Origin of the sequence: Paenibacillus sp. EKM211P (assembly GCF_011066175.1) — a bacterium.
GTDB lineage: Bacteria > Bacillota > Bacilli > Paenibacillales > Paenibacillaceae > Paenibacillus > Paenibacillus polymyxa.
The window spans coordinates 286,100-303,838 of record NZ_JAAMNS010000001.1; the positions used below are offsets into that span (position 1 = coordinate 286,100).

Consider the following 17,739-nt stretch of genomic DNA (forward strand, 5'->3'; position numbering starts at 1 on the left):
ATTCATTCTAAGAGCCGTTTCCAATCCGCAGATAACTATAACCCAAGAGTGCCAAATATGAATTCAAAAATTTGAGTGCAGGAGGGATTGCTGTGCGGTCATGTTGGTATACGCCTTTTTGTCTAGTGCTGGCTGGAGTGCTGTTGTTATCACCTATCGGATGGTGGGGAACGTCTGTAGCGAAGGCAGCTTCGTCTATGGAACATTCTCCGTCGGTTTCGGACAAGGTGCTATCGGCAGGGAAGATCATTGGAGCGTATGGATTTGAGCAAGGAAACAGTGACGGCTGGAAGCCCCGGGGAGCTTATACCCAAATTGCATCCGTCACGGAAGCGGCCTATGGCGGCACGCACAGTCTGAAGGCAACCGCTCGTACGGCGGCTTGGAACGGAGCAGAGCTGGATGTGAAGCCGCTGCTGCTGCCGGATGTGGAGTATGAAATTAGCGGGTATGTGAAACTGGACGGCAATGCGGCAATTCCAAGCGTGATTAAGCTTACGCTGGAGCAGCAGTCGACAGGGGGGACTACAGCATGGAAGACTGTAGCACAGACGGAAACAGCAGATACTTCGTGGATCAAGCTTCAGGGGAGATATACGTTTACCGGGGAGATGAATGCATTGAAGCTATATGTGAAGAACTCGAATCCCGCTCAGGCCTACTATGTGGATGATGTGGAAATTAGACAGGTATCAGTAACACCAACGAATCCTACAAGTGGGATCGTATCCGGATTCGAAGACGGTACAGCCCAAGGATGGGTATCCCGCTTGGGAGACGAGACCGTGCAGGTCTCGAATGCCGATGCACGGACCGGCTCATACAGTCTGCTGACAACGGGCAGACAAAAGGCATATGCCGGACCCAAGCTGGACGTGACTGCCACAATGCAAAAAGGCAACCGATATACGGTCAGTGCCTGGGTGAAGCTGGCTCCGGGTGAGCAGCCTGCTAAGGTGAGGCTCAGTGCACAGCGTGATTACCAAGGTCAAAGTGCATATGAAACGGTTGTAGGCGATACGGCTGTCACGACAGGGGGATGGGTGTATTTGTCTGGTACGTATACGCTCGCACATGATGCAGATACCGTTTCTATGTACCTGGAATCGCCAGAAGGGACGTCTTCCTTTTATATGGATGATTTCGAATTGTCGCTGGTGCCGCCGCTGGCGATTGAAAAGGACATACCTGCTTTGCATGGATTATATCAGGGACAGTTCAGCATCGGCACAGCGATTGAGGCTTTCCAGACCAAAGGGGCTTACGGAGAACTGGTACAGAAGCATTTTAACAGCGTCGTTGCAGGGAATGCGATGAAGCCTGTCTCCTTGCAACCATCTGAGGGACAGTTTCATTGGGAGGAAGCAGACCAAATTGTGCAATTTGCCAGACAGCATGGATTGGAAATCCGTTTCCATACCTTAGTGTGGCATAACCAGACCGGAGATTGGATGTTTAAGGACAAAAATGGACAGCCGATGACGCCGACTGCTGAGAATAAAAAGCTTTTGCTGGACCGCCTGGAGACGCATATTCGCGCCGTTGCGGCCCGGTATAAAAATGTCATTACCGATTGGGATGTGGTAAATGAGGTCATTGATCCTGATCAGCCAGACGGCATGCGCCGTAGCAAGTGGTATCAGATTACAGGAACCGATTATATTGAAAAAGCGTTCCGTGTCACGAGGGAAGTGGCGGGGCCAAACGCGCGGTTGTTCATTAACGATTACAATACCCATGAACCGAAGAAACGGGATTTTCTGTACAATCTGGTGCGTGATTTGCTTGCCAAAGGTGTACCGATTGATGGCGTAGGTCACCAATCGCATATCCGCCTGGAGTTCCCTACTATTGCCGAAATCGAGCAATCCATCGAAAAGTTTGCTTCACTCGGGCTGGATAATCAGATCACAGAGCTGGATATGGGCCTCTACTCTAATGATACGGATCGCTACGAAACGATCCCGGACGTCCTGCTGATCCGGCAGGCTCATCGTTATCAGGCGCTGTTCGATATGTTTACAAGACAGCAGGAGCATCTCAGCAATGTGACCATTTGGGGAACAGATGATGGCAATACGTGGCTCAGTACATTCCCGATTGCCCGGCTGGATAAGCCGCTGCTGTTTGATGAACGGTTAAAGGCCAAATATGCATATTGGGCGCTGGTTGATCCATCCAAAGTGCCGTCGCTGCCAGTAGGGAGTAATGAATAAATGATTTGAGACAGAGGAGTAGAAGACTAAGATTTTACTTCATTTAAACACAATAGGCAGGCTGTCTTTACATGCTCGGACATGTAGGGACAGCCTGCTTTGTATCGTAAAGGAAAAAGCAGTTTTATTCCAAATTGGCGTGTTGACCATACATGGATTCGGAAGTCAGCTTGCGCAGCTTCATCGTTCTGAGTACCAACGCATCGCCATACAGCAGCAGGGTTTGTTCAAACAGTGAGCCCATGGGCTGAATGGTTTGGTAATTCTTGTTGGATGGGTCCTTGGGTGCGCCGGGCAGCTTAACGATGATATCGGCCAGTTTGCCGATGGTGGACTCGGGGGAGGTGGTAAGGAGCGCCAGTGAGGCCCCGAGTTTTTTCGCTTTGTCTGCCATGGAGGCTAGGCTTTTAGTTTCACCAGAGCCTGAACCGATAATCAGCAGATCTCCCTCGCTTAAACCAGGGGTTACGGTTTCCCCAACGACGTAAGCTTGAATTCCCATATGCATCAGCCGCATGGCCAGCGAGCGAATCATGAACCCTGAGCGCCCCGCTCCTGCTACGAATACCTTATTCGCAGCAGCGATGGAGTGGATCAGCTGTTCCGATTCGGTATCGCTGATTAGCTGTGGAACGAATTGCAGCTCCTTGATTACCTCGGATAAATATTGAGAGGTCTCCATTAGGATTAACCTTGTTTAATGAGCTGCTGCATTTGCGAGGCTACAGCCTTTTTGTCGTCTTCGCCAGTGATACCGCCGCCTACGATAACCAGATCCGGTTGAGCTTTTACCACTTCAGCCAATGTACTCAGCTTGATGCCGCCAGCTACGGCTGTTTTGGAGTTTTTTACGACTTTTTTGACGGTTTGCAATGCTTCGAACGGACTTTGTCCTTCCGCTTGCAGATCGTAGCCTGTGTGCACACAGATGTAGTCAACGCCTAAAGCATCAATTTCTTTCGCACGTTGCTCCAGGTTTTTAACACCGATCATGTCCACCAGGATTTTTTTGCCGCCTTGTTTCTTAGCTTCTTCTACAGCACCTTTGATCGTTGCATCTTCAGCTACAGCCAAAATCGTCACAATATCGGCACCAGCCTCGGAAGCTTTCAGCACTTCATATCCCCCTGCGTCCATAACTTTCAGGTCAGCCAGCACTTTTAGATTGGGAAATGCTTCTTTCATTGCTTTTACAGCGTGAAGTCCTTCATTGATGACAATCGGCGTACCGATTTCTACGATATCAATATACGATTCCACTTCTTTTACCAATGCAATACCTTGTGGGATATCTACCAAGTCTAAAGCCAATTGAAGTTCCATGTTATTAACTTCACTCCTTAAGTGAATTGTATTTGGATGAACAGGTACATGCTTTGTTGAGTCGTACTCTATACTTTGCTTTCGTGCACAGGTTTGATTGTAAGGCCCCGGTATTCGGTTGAAAAGTACGCACTAATTCGTAACGTAGTTACCCTGACGATACTATAGATCATAAAAACCACCCATAAGAGAGCCCACCTTTTGTCTTCTTTAGCATTATTTCAATAATGAAAATCCTCTATTCGTGACTCGTAAATATACATATCCATGTCAGATTGCAAAAATATGAATGTACCGATGATTAAATTGACTTCAAGTTAGGCTTTGACTATATTTGTAATATACTGGCATGTAAAAATGGGGCTAATAGCATAACTACCCTGAAGAATAGCCACAAGGCTAGGGGTGACCGTAATTTTCAGGATAGGGAGGCGGGGTTTAGTGGAAGAGGTCCTGAATCAAAGGGGAGCTATTTATTTGTTGTCGGACAGCCACGCGCTTGATAAAGCTTGCGAGTTATTTAGAATCAGCTACACGCATAATGATTGGGATGAAGCGAACAAGGTTGCGGATTATTTGCATTCGTTGGCTGAAAGCCTGTATCACACCCAACTGAGAAATGCTGCGGACGGCAAGTATGAGACATTGGACACCAAACACCCGCTGGTGTTTTATTATGCTTACAGTTATCTAGCGAAATCGATTTATTATCAGAATATAGGCCAGTATGAGGAAGCCAGAGATTATATTATGAAGTATAGCGAAATGGGCTGGTTTATGGGGCTGGATCAAAGCGGTCACGAAGAAGTAGAGAGATTCCGTTTTCTCGCCAAGGCCAATTTATATATGATTGATTTACTTTTGGGGAAGAAGGAACTTTTACCGGAATATGTTCAGTTTCTTCACAACAATGACGAGGAGCTACTACCAGGATTGGTTGGTATTACTGAAGCAGCTAACTTGAACGATTGGGAGATTGATGAACTGCTGAACGAGTTTGCCGATGATATTGAGATATTTGAAGGTTATGAAGATAGAGCCAACCGCGTATATTATTTGAAACTGGTCAACCAATTAGCTATTTACTATTTGAAAAAGAAGCAGTATATCGTTGCATTGAATTATATCCTTGTTTCTCTGCAATTCTCTATTGGGGTAGAAGCCGATGCCGATTTTAGAACACTGGTTGCACTATTCGAAACTTACCGAGATTTGGCAACACCGTCCCAGCAAGAGCAATACCAAACCATTTTATTAAGGGGGCTTCATAATGAAAAAGGCATTAAGCTCGATAACTATGGTCTTAGCGTTTCTTAGTGTTGCTCTTCCGATAGGAAATACATTGGGAGATTTAGACTCCGTGCATCCTTCGAATCATGGTGTTTTTTCTTTTACAGCTTGATTTCAGACTTCGATCGTCATACCCAGTAGGGATTGTGTAAATAAGGGGAGCGCACTTTTTCGCCATTTGCGGATCAGTGCGCTCCCCTTTCTCATGCAAAGTAACGATGTTATTTATTTTACAATATAGGAAGTCAGGTTATCGGCCAGATGTTGCATCGTTTCGCTCGCCTTTTGCATACGCTCCATGACTTCGGTGAAAGAGCCTACCAGAGTCGCCTGCTCTTGAGAAGAAGAAACAATTTGCTCTATTTCCTGCTCCATCTGACGAATGGAGTTCTGTACATCCTTAAGGGCTCCCTCGATATCGACCGTCGCTTTTTTGGACTCTACGGACAGCTTGCGTACTTCTTGAGCAACGATACCGAAGCCTGCTCCTGCTTCTCCGACACGTGCGGCTTCGATCGCAGCATTCAATCCAAGCAGGTTGGTTTGATCGGAAATTTCTTTGATAAATACAGCAACCTGATTAATTTTACCCGAGTTTTGTACAGCAATTTGGGTGTTCTTCAAAATGTGTTCACTGGTAGCCTGTAGCTCCTCCGAATGCGCTGTTACATGCTGCACCATCTCAATGAGTTGCTCGGTAATGGAGAGGTTTTCGGATACGATTTGATCCAGTTGATTTTTGTTGGTCAAATTATAGGAGGCGGCAAACGCTGCGATGACGTCCCCTTTATCGTCAAACACAGGAATACTGATCATATCAAGAGGATATCCCAGGACTTCAGCCGGAATGTGGGTCAAGCTGGCCTCATGTCCATTTTTAAGCATGGCAAAATTTTTGTAGTCCTCCAGCAGCTCCGAGCCTGTTTCAAAGCCGAGGTCCATACCCTCTGATTGGGTGTAAGCAAGAACGTGAGTGCGGTCGAAGAGAGCAAGGGTTACTTTCTCACGCATAACCTGTTGTATGTAGGGAATGGCTACAATTAATGCATCTATTGTATTCAAGTGGACTGCCTACCTTTCTTTACTAAATATATTTTTTATAGTCTTATATAATTGTCGGTCTGAAGACGGATAAAAGTTATAAAGGTATCGAAAATTTAAAGGGGATATGAGAGCTTCAATAAAAAAGGCATATCGTTTCCATTACGAAACGATATGCCTTCATATTTAATCTAAACGTGTCAGTGTGTGTAAAAGTGGTTCACTTGCCGCGTTGCTCGAACAATTGTGCGATTTCCACAATAACCTTGGTGGCAAGCACCATGTTGTCCACTGACACATACTCATACTTACCGTGATAGTTCTCCCCACCTGTGAAAATATTCGGTGTAGGCAGTCCCATGTAAGACAGCTGTGAACCGTCTGTGCCTCCACGAATCGGCTTGATAATGGGTTCAATATTCAGCTTCGTCATTGCTTCATGAGCGATATCGACGATATGCTTGACAGGCTCAATTTTCTCTTTCATGTTGTAATACTGGTCTCTCAGCTCCAGCGTAATACGGTTGTCTCCATAGGCAGCCTGGAGCTCTTTTACGATATTTGTCAAATAAGCTTTCCGGTTCTCAAAGCTCTCACGATCAAAATCGCGGATAATATAGTATAGTTTGGCTTGTTCTGCTGTGCCAGTAGACTCCAACAGATGATAGAAGCCATCGTACCCGTCTGTATATTCCGGGGCTTCATTCACAGGTAATCTACTGTGCAGTTCCATAGCGATTTTGGCAGCGTGGATCATTTTGTTTTTAGCCGTACCGGGATGTACATTTACACCATGAATGGTAATATGAGCAGCCGCGGCGTTGAAGCTCTCATACTCCAGCTCTCCGAGCGGTCCGCCGTCTACCGTATAAGCATATTCAGCGCCAAAAGCGGCTACATCAAAGCGTTCAGGTCCTCTTCCAATCTCTTCATCCGGTGTAAAAGCAACGCGAATTTTGCCATGTTGAATTTCGGGATGATCAATCAGATAGTGGATTGCTGTCATGATCTCTGCGATGCCGGCTTTGTTGTCTGCACCGAGCAGGGTGGTGCCATCTGTTGTGATCAGGGTGTGGCCTTTATATTGAGTCAATTCGGGAAACTCACGTGGAGAAAGGACTACACCAAGTGAGGCATTCAGCGTGATATCGCCCCCATCATAGTTCTCCGTCAACTGTGGCTTTACTCCTGCGCCAGTTAGTTCAGTAGCCGTATCGAGGTGTGCCAGAAAACCAATGACGGGCACTTCTTTATCCGTATTGGAGGGAAGGGTTGCCATCACATAACCATGATCATCAATGGTTACGTCTGTCATACCGATGGCTTTCAGTTCGTCTACCAGGAGGTTGCCCAATGTGAGCTGTCCGGGTGTGGTGGGGCATGTGTGGCTGCTTTCGTCGGATTGGGTATCTACCTGTACATATGTAGTCAGGCGGTCAATCAGTTCCTGTTTCATGTGGTTATCCTCCTTGGGTCATTTCCATTATGGTACGTATTTTATCATGATTAGGCTTATGATATGAAAAAAATGGTTTAACCTTTCAGAATGAAAGGTTGTTTGTAGCACATATAGAGAGATGTTAATCTATGAGTCTTTTAAATTGTGTCTTATTACTGAGTCACTTAACGTTACGTTCATAGATTGGAAGCATAGAATACATTATCAAACGCAAGGGAGGTGAAGACTATGGCGATCCTTTTACCTTCGCAATTCTACAATCTTGCTGCTGGTGTGGGTAAGTCCTTCTTTGAAAATCTGAGAGGCGGTAATAATGCTACGATTACTGTGAATAATACAGGTGCCAATCCGGTTGATCTTGTGGTTACCCGTGTCAATGCTCCTGTGATCACTTATGTAATCCCAGCGGGCAACAGCCTTACGTTAGAAGTTGCTTTGCTGCTGGTAGCTGCTCTTCAGGCGACTCCAGTTGGAGCAGTAACAGGTACTATCCAAATTGCTACCGCTGATTTTTAATCTGTAACGACTTGACCCTCTAACTCTAGCTTTGCCGAAAGGCAAGGTTAGAGTTTTTTTATTGTTTGAAATTTTCTGAAACTTTTTTCAGGTTGTGCCGATATATACATATGACATCGCAAATAACACATCGAAAAGGAGTACCCTGTATGAGCTTTAGCAATCCGGTTTTACGTGATGACATCTTTTTACGTGAAGATGAAAGAGAAGCTAGCGAACAACGTATGACCATCGGAGGAACGGTGAACAAAACGTTACTTCTGCTGGTCCTACTTATCGTTTCTAGCAGTATTACCTGGTATATGACCTACCAAGGAACCGTAGAGGTGCTATCGTTGCTGACGGCAGGCTTTATTGGGATGGCAGGCGTAGCACTTGCGATATCCTTTTTTCCAAAAACGGCTCCATTGCTTTCTCCTGTATATGCGATTCTGAGTGGCTTTGCTTTGGGTGGCGTTTCCGCTTTTATGGAGTATGAGTACCCTGGAATTGTAGTTAATGCCATTTTGCTGACTGTGGGTATCTTATTCTTGATGCTCTTTATGTATACACAACGAATCATCAAGGTGACACGTGGCTTTATCTCATTTGTTGTCCTCTGTACGATGGCTATTTTTCTGGTGACGTTGGTTGATTTTATTTTGAATTTTTTCGGTATGAATGTTCCGTATATCCATGAAACGGGCTGGGTGGGTATTGGCATTAGTTTATTTATCGTCATCATTGCCGCTTTGAATCTGCTCGTAGATTTTAATTTCATTGAGGAACAAGCTGATCAAGGCGCACCCAAATATATGGAATGGTATGGTGCTTTTGCATTGCTGGTAACGTTAGTGTGGCTATATGTACGAATATTGGATCTGTTAGCTAAGCTTAGCAATAGGGACTAAGGTCTGCGACTATTGCATATGGTTTAAGTAGGATGAGAAGAGAAGGGCGGCTGAATGTCGTCCTTTTTTGTATGAAAAAGGCGGTTTAAAAAATGCATTTTACGTTAAATACATAGAAGTTGGGTAAAACATAGAGGATAGATAGGTGAGGAGTGAGGTATATGTATCAAGTGGTGCTGGTGAGGCATGGAGAAAGCGTGTATAACCGACAAAACTTGTTCACAGGCTGGACGGATGTTGATCTGACTGAACAGGGAACTCATGAGGCCATCGAGGCAGGACGTATCCTCAAGGAGGCTGGGTATACGTTTGATTTGGCATTTGCTTCTGTGCTAAAACGTTCTATCCGCACGTTGTATCATATCTTGGATGAGCTGGATCATCTGTGGATACCCGTGCAGAAGTCATGGAAGCTGAATGAACGCCACTATGGTGCTCTTCAGGGGCTCAGCAAGCTGGATTCCGCCGTGCAATACGGCGAGGAGCAGGTTCATATTTGGCGGCGTAGTTTGACGGTGCGACCACCCATGTTGGATGAGCAGGATGAACGGAGTCCACATCGGGAAGAGCGTTATCGCCATATTAAGCCGGAGGAGCTGCCGCTCGGGGAAAGCCTAGAAGACACTGTGCATCGGGTTGGTGAGTTTTGGAAGCAACGGATCGTGCCGTTGATTCTCAAAAAGGACCGGGTTATCATTTCCGCACACGGTAATACTTTACGAGCCTTGATCAAGTACATGGAGAATTTGGACGAAACTGCACTGCTGGATTTGAACATCCCGACAGGTATCCCACTGGTGTATGAGCTGGATGAGCATATCGATCCTATACGGCGCTTCTATCTTGGGGATCCGAGTCATGTAGAGGCAAAAAAACAGGCTGTGGCCAACCAGAGCAAGGTGACGGAGTGATTATTCATATACAAAGAGGACAGGGCGCTTCCTTGCATCCTGTCCTCTTTGAGTTGATATACATTAAGCGTTCGCGGTATCCTCTGTTTCCAGGCTGTCTTCCTCGGTAGGAAGTGCCCATACCGATACACTGCCGGCACGAACCGGAAATACGCCGTAGCCGTCCTGTTCGATCTTCACGTCATGATTGTGATGCCCAGTCAAATCGGTCCATTTTTCTCCTGCATGTTGTTTACCCACGAACATGCGCTTTTCCCCGTCATTTGCGTTGGTGATCACCACAGCACATCCAGAGCCGTGCAGCTCAGGAATGCCCTGACGAACCCATCCAATCGTATGGGGATCATCAAAATAATCTTTTTGCTCACCATAAGCTTTGTGGTACCGAGCATATAGGAGCGGGTCTAGCTCAGCTTGCTTGCCTTTCACAGGCGTTTGTCCCTGGATACCGTAGTAATCCCCGTAGAATACGCAGGGATAACCATCTTTGCGCAGTAGGATGAGTGCATAGGCACTGGGCTTAAACCAGTCCTCCACCCAGGATTCGAGCGCTTCATGCGGCTGGGAATCATGATTATCGACAAAAGTAACCGAGTTCAGGGGATGGGTATGAACCAGCGTATCCTCGAAAATGGTGCTTAAATCGAAATCCTTACCACCCAAGGAAGCGCTATGTAGTTTGTAGTGGAGGGATACGTCAAACAGGTCGATTTTATAATCGATGGTATCCAGAAACTTTTGACACGATTCCAGATCCGGTTTCCAGAACTCGCCTACCATATAAAAATCCTGCCCACGCTTTTTAATCATTTCTGTAGCAAACTCTCGTACAAATTCATGATTAATATGCTTGATTGCATCCAGACGGAATCCGTTGCATTGTAGAGTATCCACCAGCCACTTGCCCCAGCGGATCATTTCCTTACGCACATCCTGATGATTATAGTCAATATTGGCGAACATTAAATAATCATAATTGCCGAATTCATCATCTACATTATCACTCCAGTTTTTATTTTTACCTAAAATACGATAGATTCCTGTCCGGTCCTGACTTGCATCGTAATCCGTTCCGTTAAAATGTTCGAAGTTCCATTGAAATGTGGAATACTTCCCTTGCCGGCCGGGGAATGTAAATTTAGTCCAGCCTTCGATATCAAAGGGCTCGGAAATGACCTCATTACGATTATCCGGGTTGACCTCGACGACCTTGAATACTTCGGTTTCATCTGCACCTGCCTTATGGTTCATGACCAGATCGACATAGACGGCTACGCCGTGGCGAACGCAGGATGCGACAGCTTCCAGCAGATCTTCCCTGGTTCCGTATTTGGTGCGTACTGCACCTTTTTGGTCAAATTCGCCCAGATCGTAAAGGTCATAGACGCCGTAACCCGTATCCTCAGGAGATTGGCCTTTGGTGACAGGTGGAATCCATATCGCGTCAATTCCTTTGGCTTTTAGTTCCGGTGCCAGGCGGGCAAGCTTTTTCCAGTGAGAACCGTCAGCTGCGACATTCCACTCGAAAAATTGCATCATCGTATGGTTCCTTTTCATGTGCGTCCCTCCTTCATATATAACAAGTTACCCACCAAGTGAGGGGGGCTAAACGTCTGATGGTCAATATGATGTTGATGAAGAACATGGATCGCTATATAACGTATGCTAAATCATTAAAATTTGTTATACCTTGAGTGATGACAACGACTCGATGGCTAGAAAAGGAAACGTGAAAACGGTAAAATGAATCTAACTTAGCTATAGTTCGGATTTCGGGCAAACCATAAGCTCGAACAAGAAAGGGAAGGAGGGATGAACGTGACAGATCCGCAGCAGAATAAGGATGAAGCGAGAGAACCGCTGATGAAAAAATGTACGTATTGTCAGGAGATAAAACCATTAACAGACTTTCAGCGCAGAACCGGTCGCCGGGCGGGGCCTTATTCCCGGCGTGGTCCTTGTCGTTCCTGTCGGGGGTTAGTCCCGCAAGAACGGGCGGTTACGTCCGCTCCTTCCCATGAGGAAATGAAGCCCTTGGCTGCTCCTGTGGAGCGGCATAGCTCCGAAGCAGGTACGACTGCGTACGGTCTGGAAGCGTCCGCACAGCCTTCTAATGATTCTCAACGCCCCCGTAGGAAGCCCGTCACGGACAAAGCGCGTGAGCGCCATCGGCAACGGGTTCGTCATTTGCTTAGCAGGCTGAAGCCTGCGGATACCCGTGCGTTGCGGCTTAATCGCAATGGCATGATTCGACTAAGAGGCAAAACCGACCAAGGGAGACGCTGGCATCAGGAGATTGAGCTTGATTTGGCGATGACTCTGGTCAGAGAACGCATGGCGGTGATTGTAAATCCGTACACGGTCCGCAGACTTTATAGCAACAAGGAATTCCGCCAATATGTGCTTAAACGTGACCGTTATACGTGCTTTTTTTGCGGTGGCTATGGCGACACGATTGATCATTTACTTCCACGGGCTAAAGGTGGACACACCACGCCAGTAAATTGCGTATGCGCCTGCAACGAGTGCAATCAAGTTAAAGCAGCCCGTGATGTAGAGGAATTTATCGAGTCTGGCGTGTCACTGCCGATTCCGGATGATTTTGAACCTTCTGGTGCTTCCGATGCTTCTGAGGACACCTTACGCACCTAGGACGATTTGCTGGGGAATCGGCTACATTCCCTTAATACAGCTCTACTTCAAAGCCAGATTCCTTCCAGGCTGTTGTTCCGCCTTCAATAAAGGCCACATTGGTAAAGCCCATCTGTTGCAGTATATAAGCTGCCAATGCAGCTTGTCCGCCTGCCCCACAGGTGGTGATAATTGGGCGGTTGCGGTCACGTAAGCGTTCATCACGCAAATCTTGTGGAACGTCCAGGTCAGCGCGGATGGGTAGCATACCCAGTGAAATATTGGCGCTACCGCGAATTAGGCCGCAAGCACCTGCATCATGAGAATCCTGTACGTCGATAACGAATGTATCTGGATTGGATTCAATTCGCTGACGTGCCTCCTGTGAAGTAATGCCCTGAACGTGCTGCCTCGCTTCTTGAACCATATCTGCAAATGTTTTAGCCATCGTTCAACCCTCCGTAGGAATATGTTTTGTATTGGTTTTCATATTAATGAACAGAAACTCACTCTCTCTATTACCCAGCTCTAGTATAAAATGCCCCTTTTTTTAAGGTAAACTTAGACAAAAATCGTGCTTATTCTAATTTTTATCTAAAATAACAATAAAAAATTTGCAGAAATTTGTGCAAATTTAAAATTTCTTCGACGATTGGGTTGTGAAAGGTGTAATATAGAGGTATAGGGTTCCGTTTCGGCCTGTTGTAGTCACGAGGGAGCGCTTCGTGAGATATTCCGCAGCAGTAACAACAACAGAATAACGTCCAAGCAATATACAATTGGCATCTGCGATCATCAGTCTTGCCCTTTAGGGTATAGGCCGGTTTAAGCTGTGCTTCTTGCATGTTTAAGGGCGAATTCATTGAACGTTTTATTGCTAGAGTTTATGATGCAGGTTACGAGAAAGGAATGGACTTCTATTTTCACAGTAAAGGAGGACGTTCACGCATGTCTGAAAACCAACAAGAGGTGGCCGTAACACAAGAAGCTACCAAAGAGTCTCGGGATGTATTGGACCAATTGATGAAACCGGAGGTTCAGCAATCGCTGACCGTACTGGTAGAGAATCTGCCAAAGTTGACTGAGATGGTTACTTTGATGACCGATGCTTATGATGTAGCCCGCAGTCTGGCAACTGACCCTGTCTTTATCGGAGATATGAAAAACTCCATGGGAGAGTTTGTGAAGCCTGTTACAGATTCGGCTAAAGGATTGGCTTCTGCTGCAATTGAAGCAAATGACCGTGTACAAACTACGGACGGCAGTGTAGGTCTGTTTGGCCTGCTCAAAATGCTTAAAGATCCTAATGTACAAAAAACGCTGCGTTTCAGCCAGGCTTTCCTGGATATTCTGAATGAGCGCCAACGCGAAAGCAAATAATTACCTGATCGAGAACGGAGGATGGACATGTCGAAGCAAATTTTGATCTTGGGCGGCGGATACGGCGGATTGCTGGCCGCTCTTACAGCACGCCAGCATATGGACGCTAGCCAAGCAACCATTACAGTGGTAAACCGCTTTGCGTCGCACCAAATTATTACGGAACTGCACCGTTTGGCGGCAGGTACGATTGCCGAAAAAGCTGTGGCGCTTCCTTTGGAAAAACTGCTGCGTAACAAAGATATTATCCTGAAAGTGGATACTGTTTCCGAAATCAAACCGGACGATAAGAAAGTAACTCTGGCCAGTGGTGCTACGTTGAGCTATGACGCTCTCGTTATTTCCCTGGGCAGTGAAACGGCATACTTCGGTATTCCGGGGCTGCAAGAGCATAGCTTCACACTGAAATCAGTGGCAGAAGCTAATCGCATCCGTGCACATGTGGAAGCTCGTCTGGATGCTTACAAGCAATCCGGTAACAAAGCGGACGCTACCATTGTTATCGGTGGCGGCGGTCTGACTGGCGTTGAGCTGGTGGGCGAATATGCTGACAAACTGCCTGCAGTTTGCCGTGAAAAAGGCATCAACTACGAAGATATCAACTTGTATTGCGTAGAAGCTGGACCATCTATTTTGGCAGGCTTCCCTCAACCACTGGTTGATCGTGCAGTAACAAGCCTTGAAAAACGTGGCGTTCAAATCGTAGCAGGTGTTCCGATTACAGAAATGAAAGCTGACGAAGTTCTCTTGAAAGACGGACGTTCGATCAAAACGAACACACTGATCTGGACAGGCGGCGTACAAGGTAATGCACTGGTTGGCGCATCCGGTATCGAAGTAAACCGTGGTCGTGCAACTGTGAATGGCGCACTGCAATCGACTTCCCACGAAGACATCTTCCTCGCTGGCGACAGCGCAGTAGTGTTCCCAGGTGAAGGCGAGCGTCCGTACCCTCCAACTGCACAGTTGGCTTGGCAAATGGGTGAATTAGTTGGTTACAACATCTTCGCTTATTTCAACGGAGCGAAAATGGAACGCTTTACGCCAGTGTTCTCCGGTACACTGGGCAGCTTGGGAAGAACAGACGCGATCGGTACTGTAGGCGCGAATGGCACCCAACTGAAAGGCGCTGTAGCTACTTTGATGAAAGAAGGCAGTAACATCCGTTACTTGTCCCACATCAAAGGACTTTTTGCATTGGCCTATTAATATTTATATGGTTTATTAAAAGAGAGCGCTGTTCAGCGCTCTCTTTTTTTCATTCTTCGACACTAGCAATGCTTACGCATTTCACAAATAGTCTTAATTCACTTCATCTGGGCTAACTCTTCCACCTGTGCAGGAGGGAGCGCGCCTTCAAATATACTCAGCTCATCTATAGATCCTTTGAACGCAGGGTCCCACCAATTGACCCCTAGGCTGAATGTTCCAGATTTAGAGGTAAAGACATCCGGGAACTTTGAGCCGGTAAATTGAATTTTGCCATTCACATACACCTCTAATACCCCACGATCTACAGTGAAGGCCAGATGTGTCCATTCATTGGCTTTGATCTTCAGGCCCGTACTGCCAGTATACCAAGTTGAGCTGCCGGACCAGACCATCGTATTATCCTTCTCGGGTCCTCTGGGCAGAAGGCTAACCCAGTGGTTGTTATCCATAGCTCCAAAAAAAGTTGGTGTATGCACAGTCAATTCGCTGGGCTTCACCCACAGTGACACAGAATAGGCTGAGCTGGATATGAGTCCTTCAGGCAGAGCAATACCTGACTGTCCATCAAGGACTACAGCTTGGCCCCTTACGCCTTCAGCGTAGGATACACTTCCTCCCTGACGATCGATCCGGTCACCAATAACCTTACCATTGGCAAAAGCATCATTCTGATCCTTTAGGTTATTTTCAAATGGGTATGAAGCGGTCAATGTTGCCTTCTCATAAGGAGCTACCGTAATGTTAAAAGTTTTGTCCCGACTGCTGTCTCCTTTGGTGATGGAAGCCGTCAAAGCAGCGGATACAGCCTTTTCACCGATCCCGGGGCGCTTGACTTCACCAGTATCAGAAATGACGCTTGGGTTTGAAGTTTTCCAGGTAATCGCGGATTGCCGACTGCCTTCCTTCGGAAGCGTCAGATTAGCCGTCACCCGGCTCGTATCGCCAAGATCTAATTCACGATACACACTGTCAACGACTGTCATATCCGGCATATCAGGGAACTTACTGCCCCAGGCCATTTCGCCTTTATTCGATAGAACTGTAAACGCCAAAATATATTGATTCGTTACTTGGTCCCATTGTCTCAGGAATACTCCATCAAACACAGTGCCATCCAGTGTTAGTCGGATATTCGCATCCCCCGACTTGTGCCATGTTCCTTGCACATCGCCTTTAATCGTATGATCTGCTTTCAGCTGAATGAACTGCGTATTTTTGATTGTCGCCGAAGAATCACTACCATGGTTAATATATTGATAATCGCCAATGAATTGTTTCTCATCCAGCTTTGTAAGCGTCTCGCCACCGTAACGGTAAGGAGCTACCACAGGCCAGTCATCCTGATTCATGAACATTTGATGTACACGCAGCTCGTGAGTCTCCCCCTGCTGAGGGAATCGGGTATGAAAGACAACAAACATTTGTCCGGTAGCAGGATCGGTGTACACCGAGTTATGCCCAGGAGATACATAGCCGTAGCCCACACCTGTACCTGGATCGCCTATTTGGCTATCGAACAAGAAGTTACCCATTAATTTGTTGCCATAGGCTGCATTTTTGGTGTTTGCTGGCAGAACAGCATTCTGCCCTTTGGCATCCTTATAAGGTCCCGTCGGACTCTTGGAACGGAATAATCTCATGTTATATCCACCGTCAGCTGCAAGTCCGCCATAGGTTACATACAGATAGTAGTAACCCGTTTTTGAGTTGTATTCAATATACGGACCTTCTCCGGACTCACCGTATCCACCTGCAATCTTGGTGCCAAAATAACGATCAATCAACCGGCCATCCTCCGTCGTTCCATCTTGGCCTGGATAGATCGGTTTGCCAGTTGCTTTATCCAGCTCCAGCAAAAAAATGCCTCCAGACCATGACCCATACGTCATCCATAAGCGCCCGTCTGTATCATAAAAGACTGCTGCATCGATTGCATTCGGGAACACCCGATTCGCATAAGAACCGTCGGCATTAAACCATCCTGCTCTGGGCCCCTTCAGCTTGCCTTCATTAATGAGTTGTGGAATCGGCGTATTTGTCCACTTTTTATCTACTTTGCTATTTTTATCGAATGCAGTCTCCTTCGTAAAACCAGTGTTCACAATGGTATCCACATATTGATAGGGTCCCTCAATGTTGGGGGCAACGGCAATGCCGATCGCGGAGCGTATATAGGTGGAGGAGGCACTATAATAAATCATGTAGGCCCCTTTTGTGCCATCCTTATTGACATAATGCTCATTCCAAAATACATCGGGCGCCCATACCGAGAATCCTCCTTTGCTGTCCGCATCATTCTCACCCGCCCAAGCGAAAGATCCGGCCAGATTCTTCGATAAATCCCCGTAAAGGGTATTCCCAGGCGTAGTGTAACCGTTTGCAAAAGAAGTCCAGTTTGTGAGATCTTTTGATTTCGCTGCGGCGATATGCGACCCAAACACATAATAAGTGTCACCGTCTTTGACAATCGAAGGATCGTGAACCGATACATTAGAGAAGGTCGGCACATCCTGCTTCTTGTTTTGGTTCGGCTCCGCTGCTGCGGCGTCCAGTGTACCTAATGGTACGGCTGCAATTGCCAATAATAAAGTCATTGTTAATGCAATGCTCGACCTGGCTCTACGTTTAAGCAATCTTCTCATCGTATACATTTACCCCTTTCTAAAGTGGAATACAGTGATATATTCTGCTTTCATTGCTAAAATTCCTTTATATTTATAAATATAATTAATGTATTTATGAATTACATAGTTGTAGGGAAGATGGCATAATCTATAATTAGGTATATATTATAAATTATGGTTGACGGTATGCATTTGTGGAGGTACGTTATATATGAATAAAACAGTTATGTTTGTTGTGAGCTGTTT

The 17,739-nt window shown here is 46.3% G+C and carries 15 protein-coding genes; 8 read left to right on the forward strand and 7 right to left on the reverse strand.

Annotation, left to right across the window (positions count from 1 at the left end; translation table 11 throughout):
* Nucleotides 1-92: 92 nt before the first annotated feature.
* On the forward strand, nucleotides 93-2,216 hold the full coding sequence (locus G9G57_RS01315; protein WP_113050064.1) for an endo-1,4-beta-xylanase: 2,124 nt from the start codon (nucleotides 93-95) through the stop codon (nucleotides 2,214-2,216).
* A gap of 124 nt (nucleotides 2,217-2,340) precedes the next feature.
* Here G9G57_RS01315 and hxlB read toward each other — a convergent pair whose 3' ends face one another.
* Nucleotides 2,341-2,898, reverse strand: a complete 558-nt coding sequence (gene hxlB / locus G9G57_RS01320; RefSeq protein WP_016822682.1) for a 6-phospho-3-hexuloisomerase — start codon at nucleotides 2,896-2,898, stop codon at nucleotides 2,341-2,343.
* Between the two features lie 5 nt (nucleotides 2,899-2,903).
* On the reverse strand, nucleotides 2,904-3,539 hold the full coding sequence (gene hxlA / locus G9G57_RS01325) for a 3-hexulose-6-phosphate synthase (protein ID WP_013312540.1): 636 nt from the start codon (nucleotides 3,537-3,539) through the stop codon (nucleotides 2,904-2,906).
* Between the two features lie 441 nt (nucleotides 3,540-3,980).
* On the opposite strand from hxlA, the gene G9G57_RS01330 reads away from it, so the two are divergent.
* A complete protein-coding gene (locus G9G57_RS01330; protein WP_017426141.1) occupies nucleotides 3,981-4,856 on the forward strand; it encodes a hypothetical protein in 876 nt (291 codons plus the stop codon).
* Nucleotides 4,857-5,054: 198 nt separating this feature from the next.
* Here G9G57_RS01330 and G9G57_RS26145 read toward each other — a convergent pair whose 3' ends face one another.
* Both G9G57_RS26145 and pepT read right to left on the reverse strand, forming a co-directional pair.
* Nucleotides 5,055-5,891, reverse strand: a complete 837-nt coding sequence (locus G9G57_RS26145) for a methyl-accepting chemotaxis protein (protein ID WP_016822685.1) — start codon at nucleotides 5,889-5,891, stop codon at nucleotides 5,055-5,057.
* Between the two features lie 199 nt (nucleotides 5,892-6,090).
* Nucleotides 6,091-7,326: a peptidase T gene (pepT, locus tag G9G57_RS01340; RefSeq protein WP_126666351.1), complete on the reverse strand. Its 1,236-nt coding sequence runs from the start codon at nucleotides 7,324-7,326 to the stop codon at nucleotides 6,091-6,093.
* Nucleotides 7,327-7,557: 231 nt separating this feature from the next.
* Between pepT and G9G57_RS01345 the strand changes: the two genes are divergently transcribed.
* From G9G57_RS01345 to gpmA, 3 genes are all read left to right on the forward strand, one after another.
* Nucleotides 7,558-7,845 (forward strand): hypothetical protein, encoded by a 288-nt coding sequence (locus G9G57_RS01345; RefSeq protein ID WP_013312533.1) that lies wholly within the window; start codon nucleotides 7,558-7,560, stop codon nucleotides 7,843-7,845.
* A 149-nt stretch (nucleotides 7,846-7,994) separates the two neighbouring features.
* Nucleotides 7,995-8,735, forward strand: coding sequence for a Bax inhibitor-1/YccA family protein (locus tag G9G57_RS01350; RefSeq protein WP_019688938.1), 741 nt, complete (start codon nucleotides 7,995-7,997; stop codon nucleotides 8,733-8,735).
* Nucleotides 8,736-8,896: 161 nt separating this feature from the next.
* Nucleotides 8,897-9,646: a 2,3-diphosphoglycerate-dependent phosphoglycerate mutase gene (gpmA, locus tag G9G57_RS01355; RefSeq protein ID WP_016822688.1), complete on the forward strand. Its 750-nt coding sequence runs from the start codon at nucleotides 8,897-8,899 to the stop codon at nucleotides 9,644-9,646.
* A gap of 63 nt (nucleotides 9,647-9,709) precedes the next feature.
* Here the strand turns inward: gpmA and G9G57_RS01360 are convergent, their stop codons facing one another.
* Nucleotides 9,710-11,203, reverse strand: a complete 1,494-nt coding sequence (locus G9G57_RS01360) for an alpha-amylase (RefSeq protein ID WP_164964392.1) — start codon at nucleotides 11,201-11,203, stop codon at nucleotides 9,710-9,712.
* 261 nt (nucleotides 11,204-11,464) lie between these two features.
* Here G9G57_RS01360 and G9G57_RS01365 point away from each other — a divergent pair, with 261 nt between their 5' ends.
* Nucleotides 11,465-12,298 carry an HNH endonuclease gene (locus G9G57_RS01365; RefSeq protein WP_164964393.1) on the forward strand — a complete coding sequence of 278 codons (834 nt, stop codon included), beginning with the start codon at nucleotides 11,465-11,467 and terminating at the stop codon, nucleotides 12,296-12,298.
* A gap of 31 nt (nucleotides 12,299-12,329) precedes the next feature.
* On the opposite strand, the gene G9G57_RS01370 is transcribed toward G9G57_RS01365, so the two are convergent.
* Nucleotides 12,330-12,725, reverse strand: a complete 396-nt coding sequence (locus tag G9G57_RS01370) for a rhodanese-like domain-containing protein (protein WP_017426145.1) — start codon at nucleotides 12,723-12,725, stop codon at nucleotides 12,330-12,332.
* A 500-nt stretch (nucleotides 12,726-13,225) separates the two neighbouring features.
* Here G9G57_RS01370 and G9G57_RS01375 point away from each other — a divergent pair, with 500 nt between their 5' ends.
* Both G9G57_RS01375 and G9G57_RS01380 read left to right on the forward strand, forming a co-directional pair.
* Nucleotides 13,226-13,657: a DUF1641 domain-containing protein gene (locus tag G9G57_RS01375; RefSeq protein ID WP_017426146.1), complete on the forward strand. Its 432-nt coding sequence runs from the start codon at nucleotides 13,226-13,228 to the stop codon at nucleotides 13,655-13,657.
* A 27-nt stretch (nucleotides 13,658-13,684) separates the two neighbouring features.
* Nucleotides 13,685-14,866, forward strand: coding sequence for an NAD(P)/FAD-dependent oxidoreductase (locus G9G57_RS01380; protein ID WP_013373647.1), 1,182 nt, complete (start codon nucleotides 13,685-13,687; stop codon nucleotides 14,864-14,866).
* Nucleotides 14,867-14,964: 98 nt separating this feature from the next.
* On the opposite strand, the gene G9G57_RS01385 is transcribed toward G9G57_RS01380, so the two are convergent.
* Nucleotides 14,965-17,511 carry a LamG-like jellyroll fold domain-containing protein gene (locus tag G9G57_RS01385; protein ID WP_164964394.1) on the reverse strand — a complete coding sequence of 849 codons (2,547 nt, stop codon included), beginning with the start codon at nucleotides 17,509-17,511 and terminating at the stop codon, nucleotides 14,965-14,967.
* Nucleotides 17,512-17,739 lie beyond the last annotated feature (228 nt).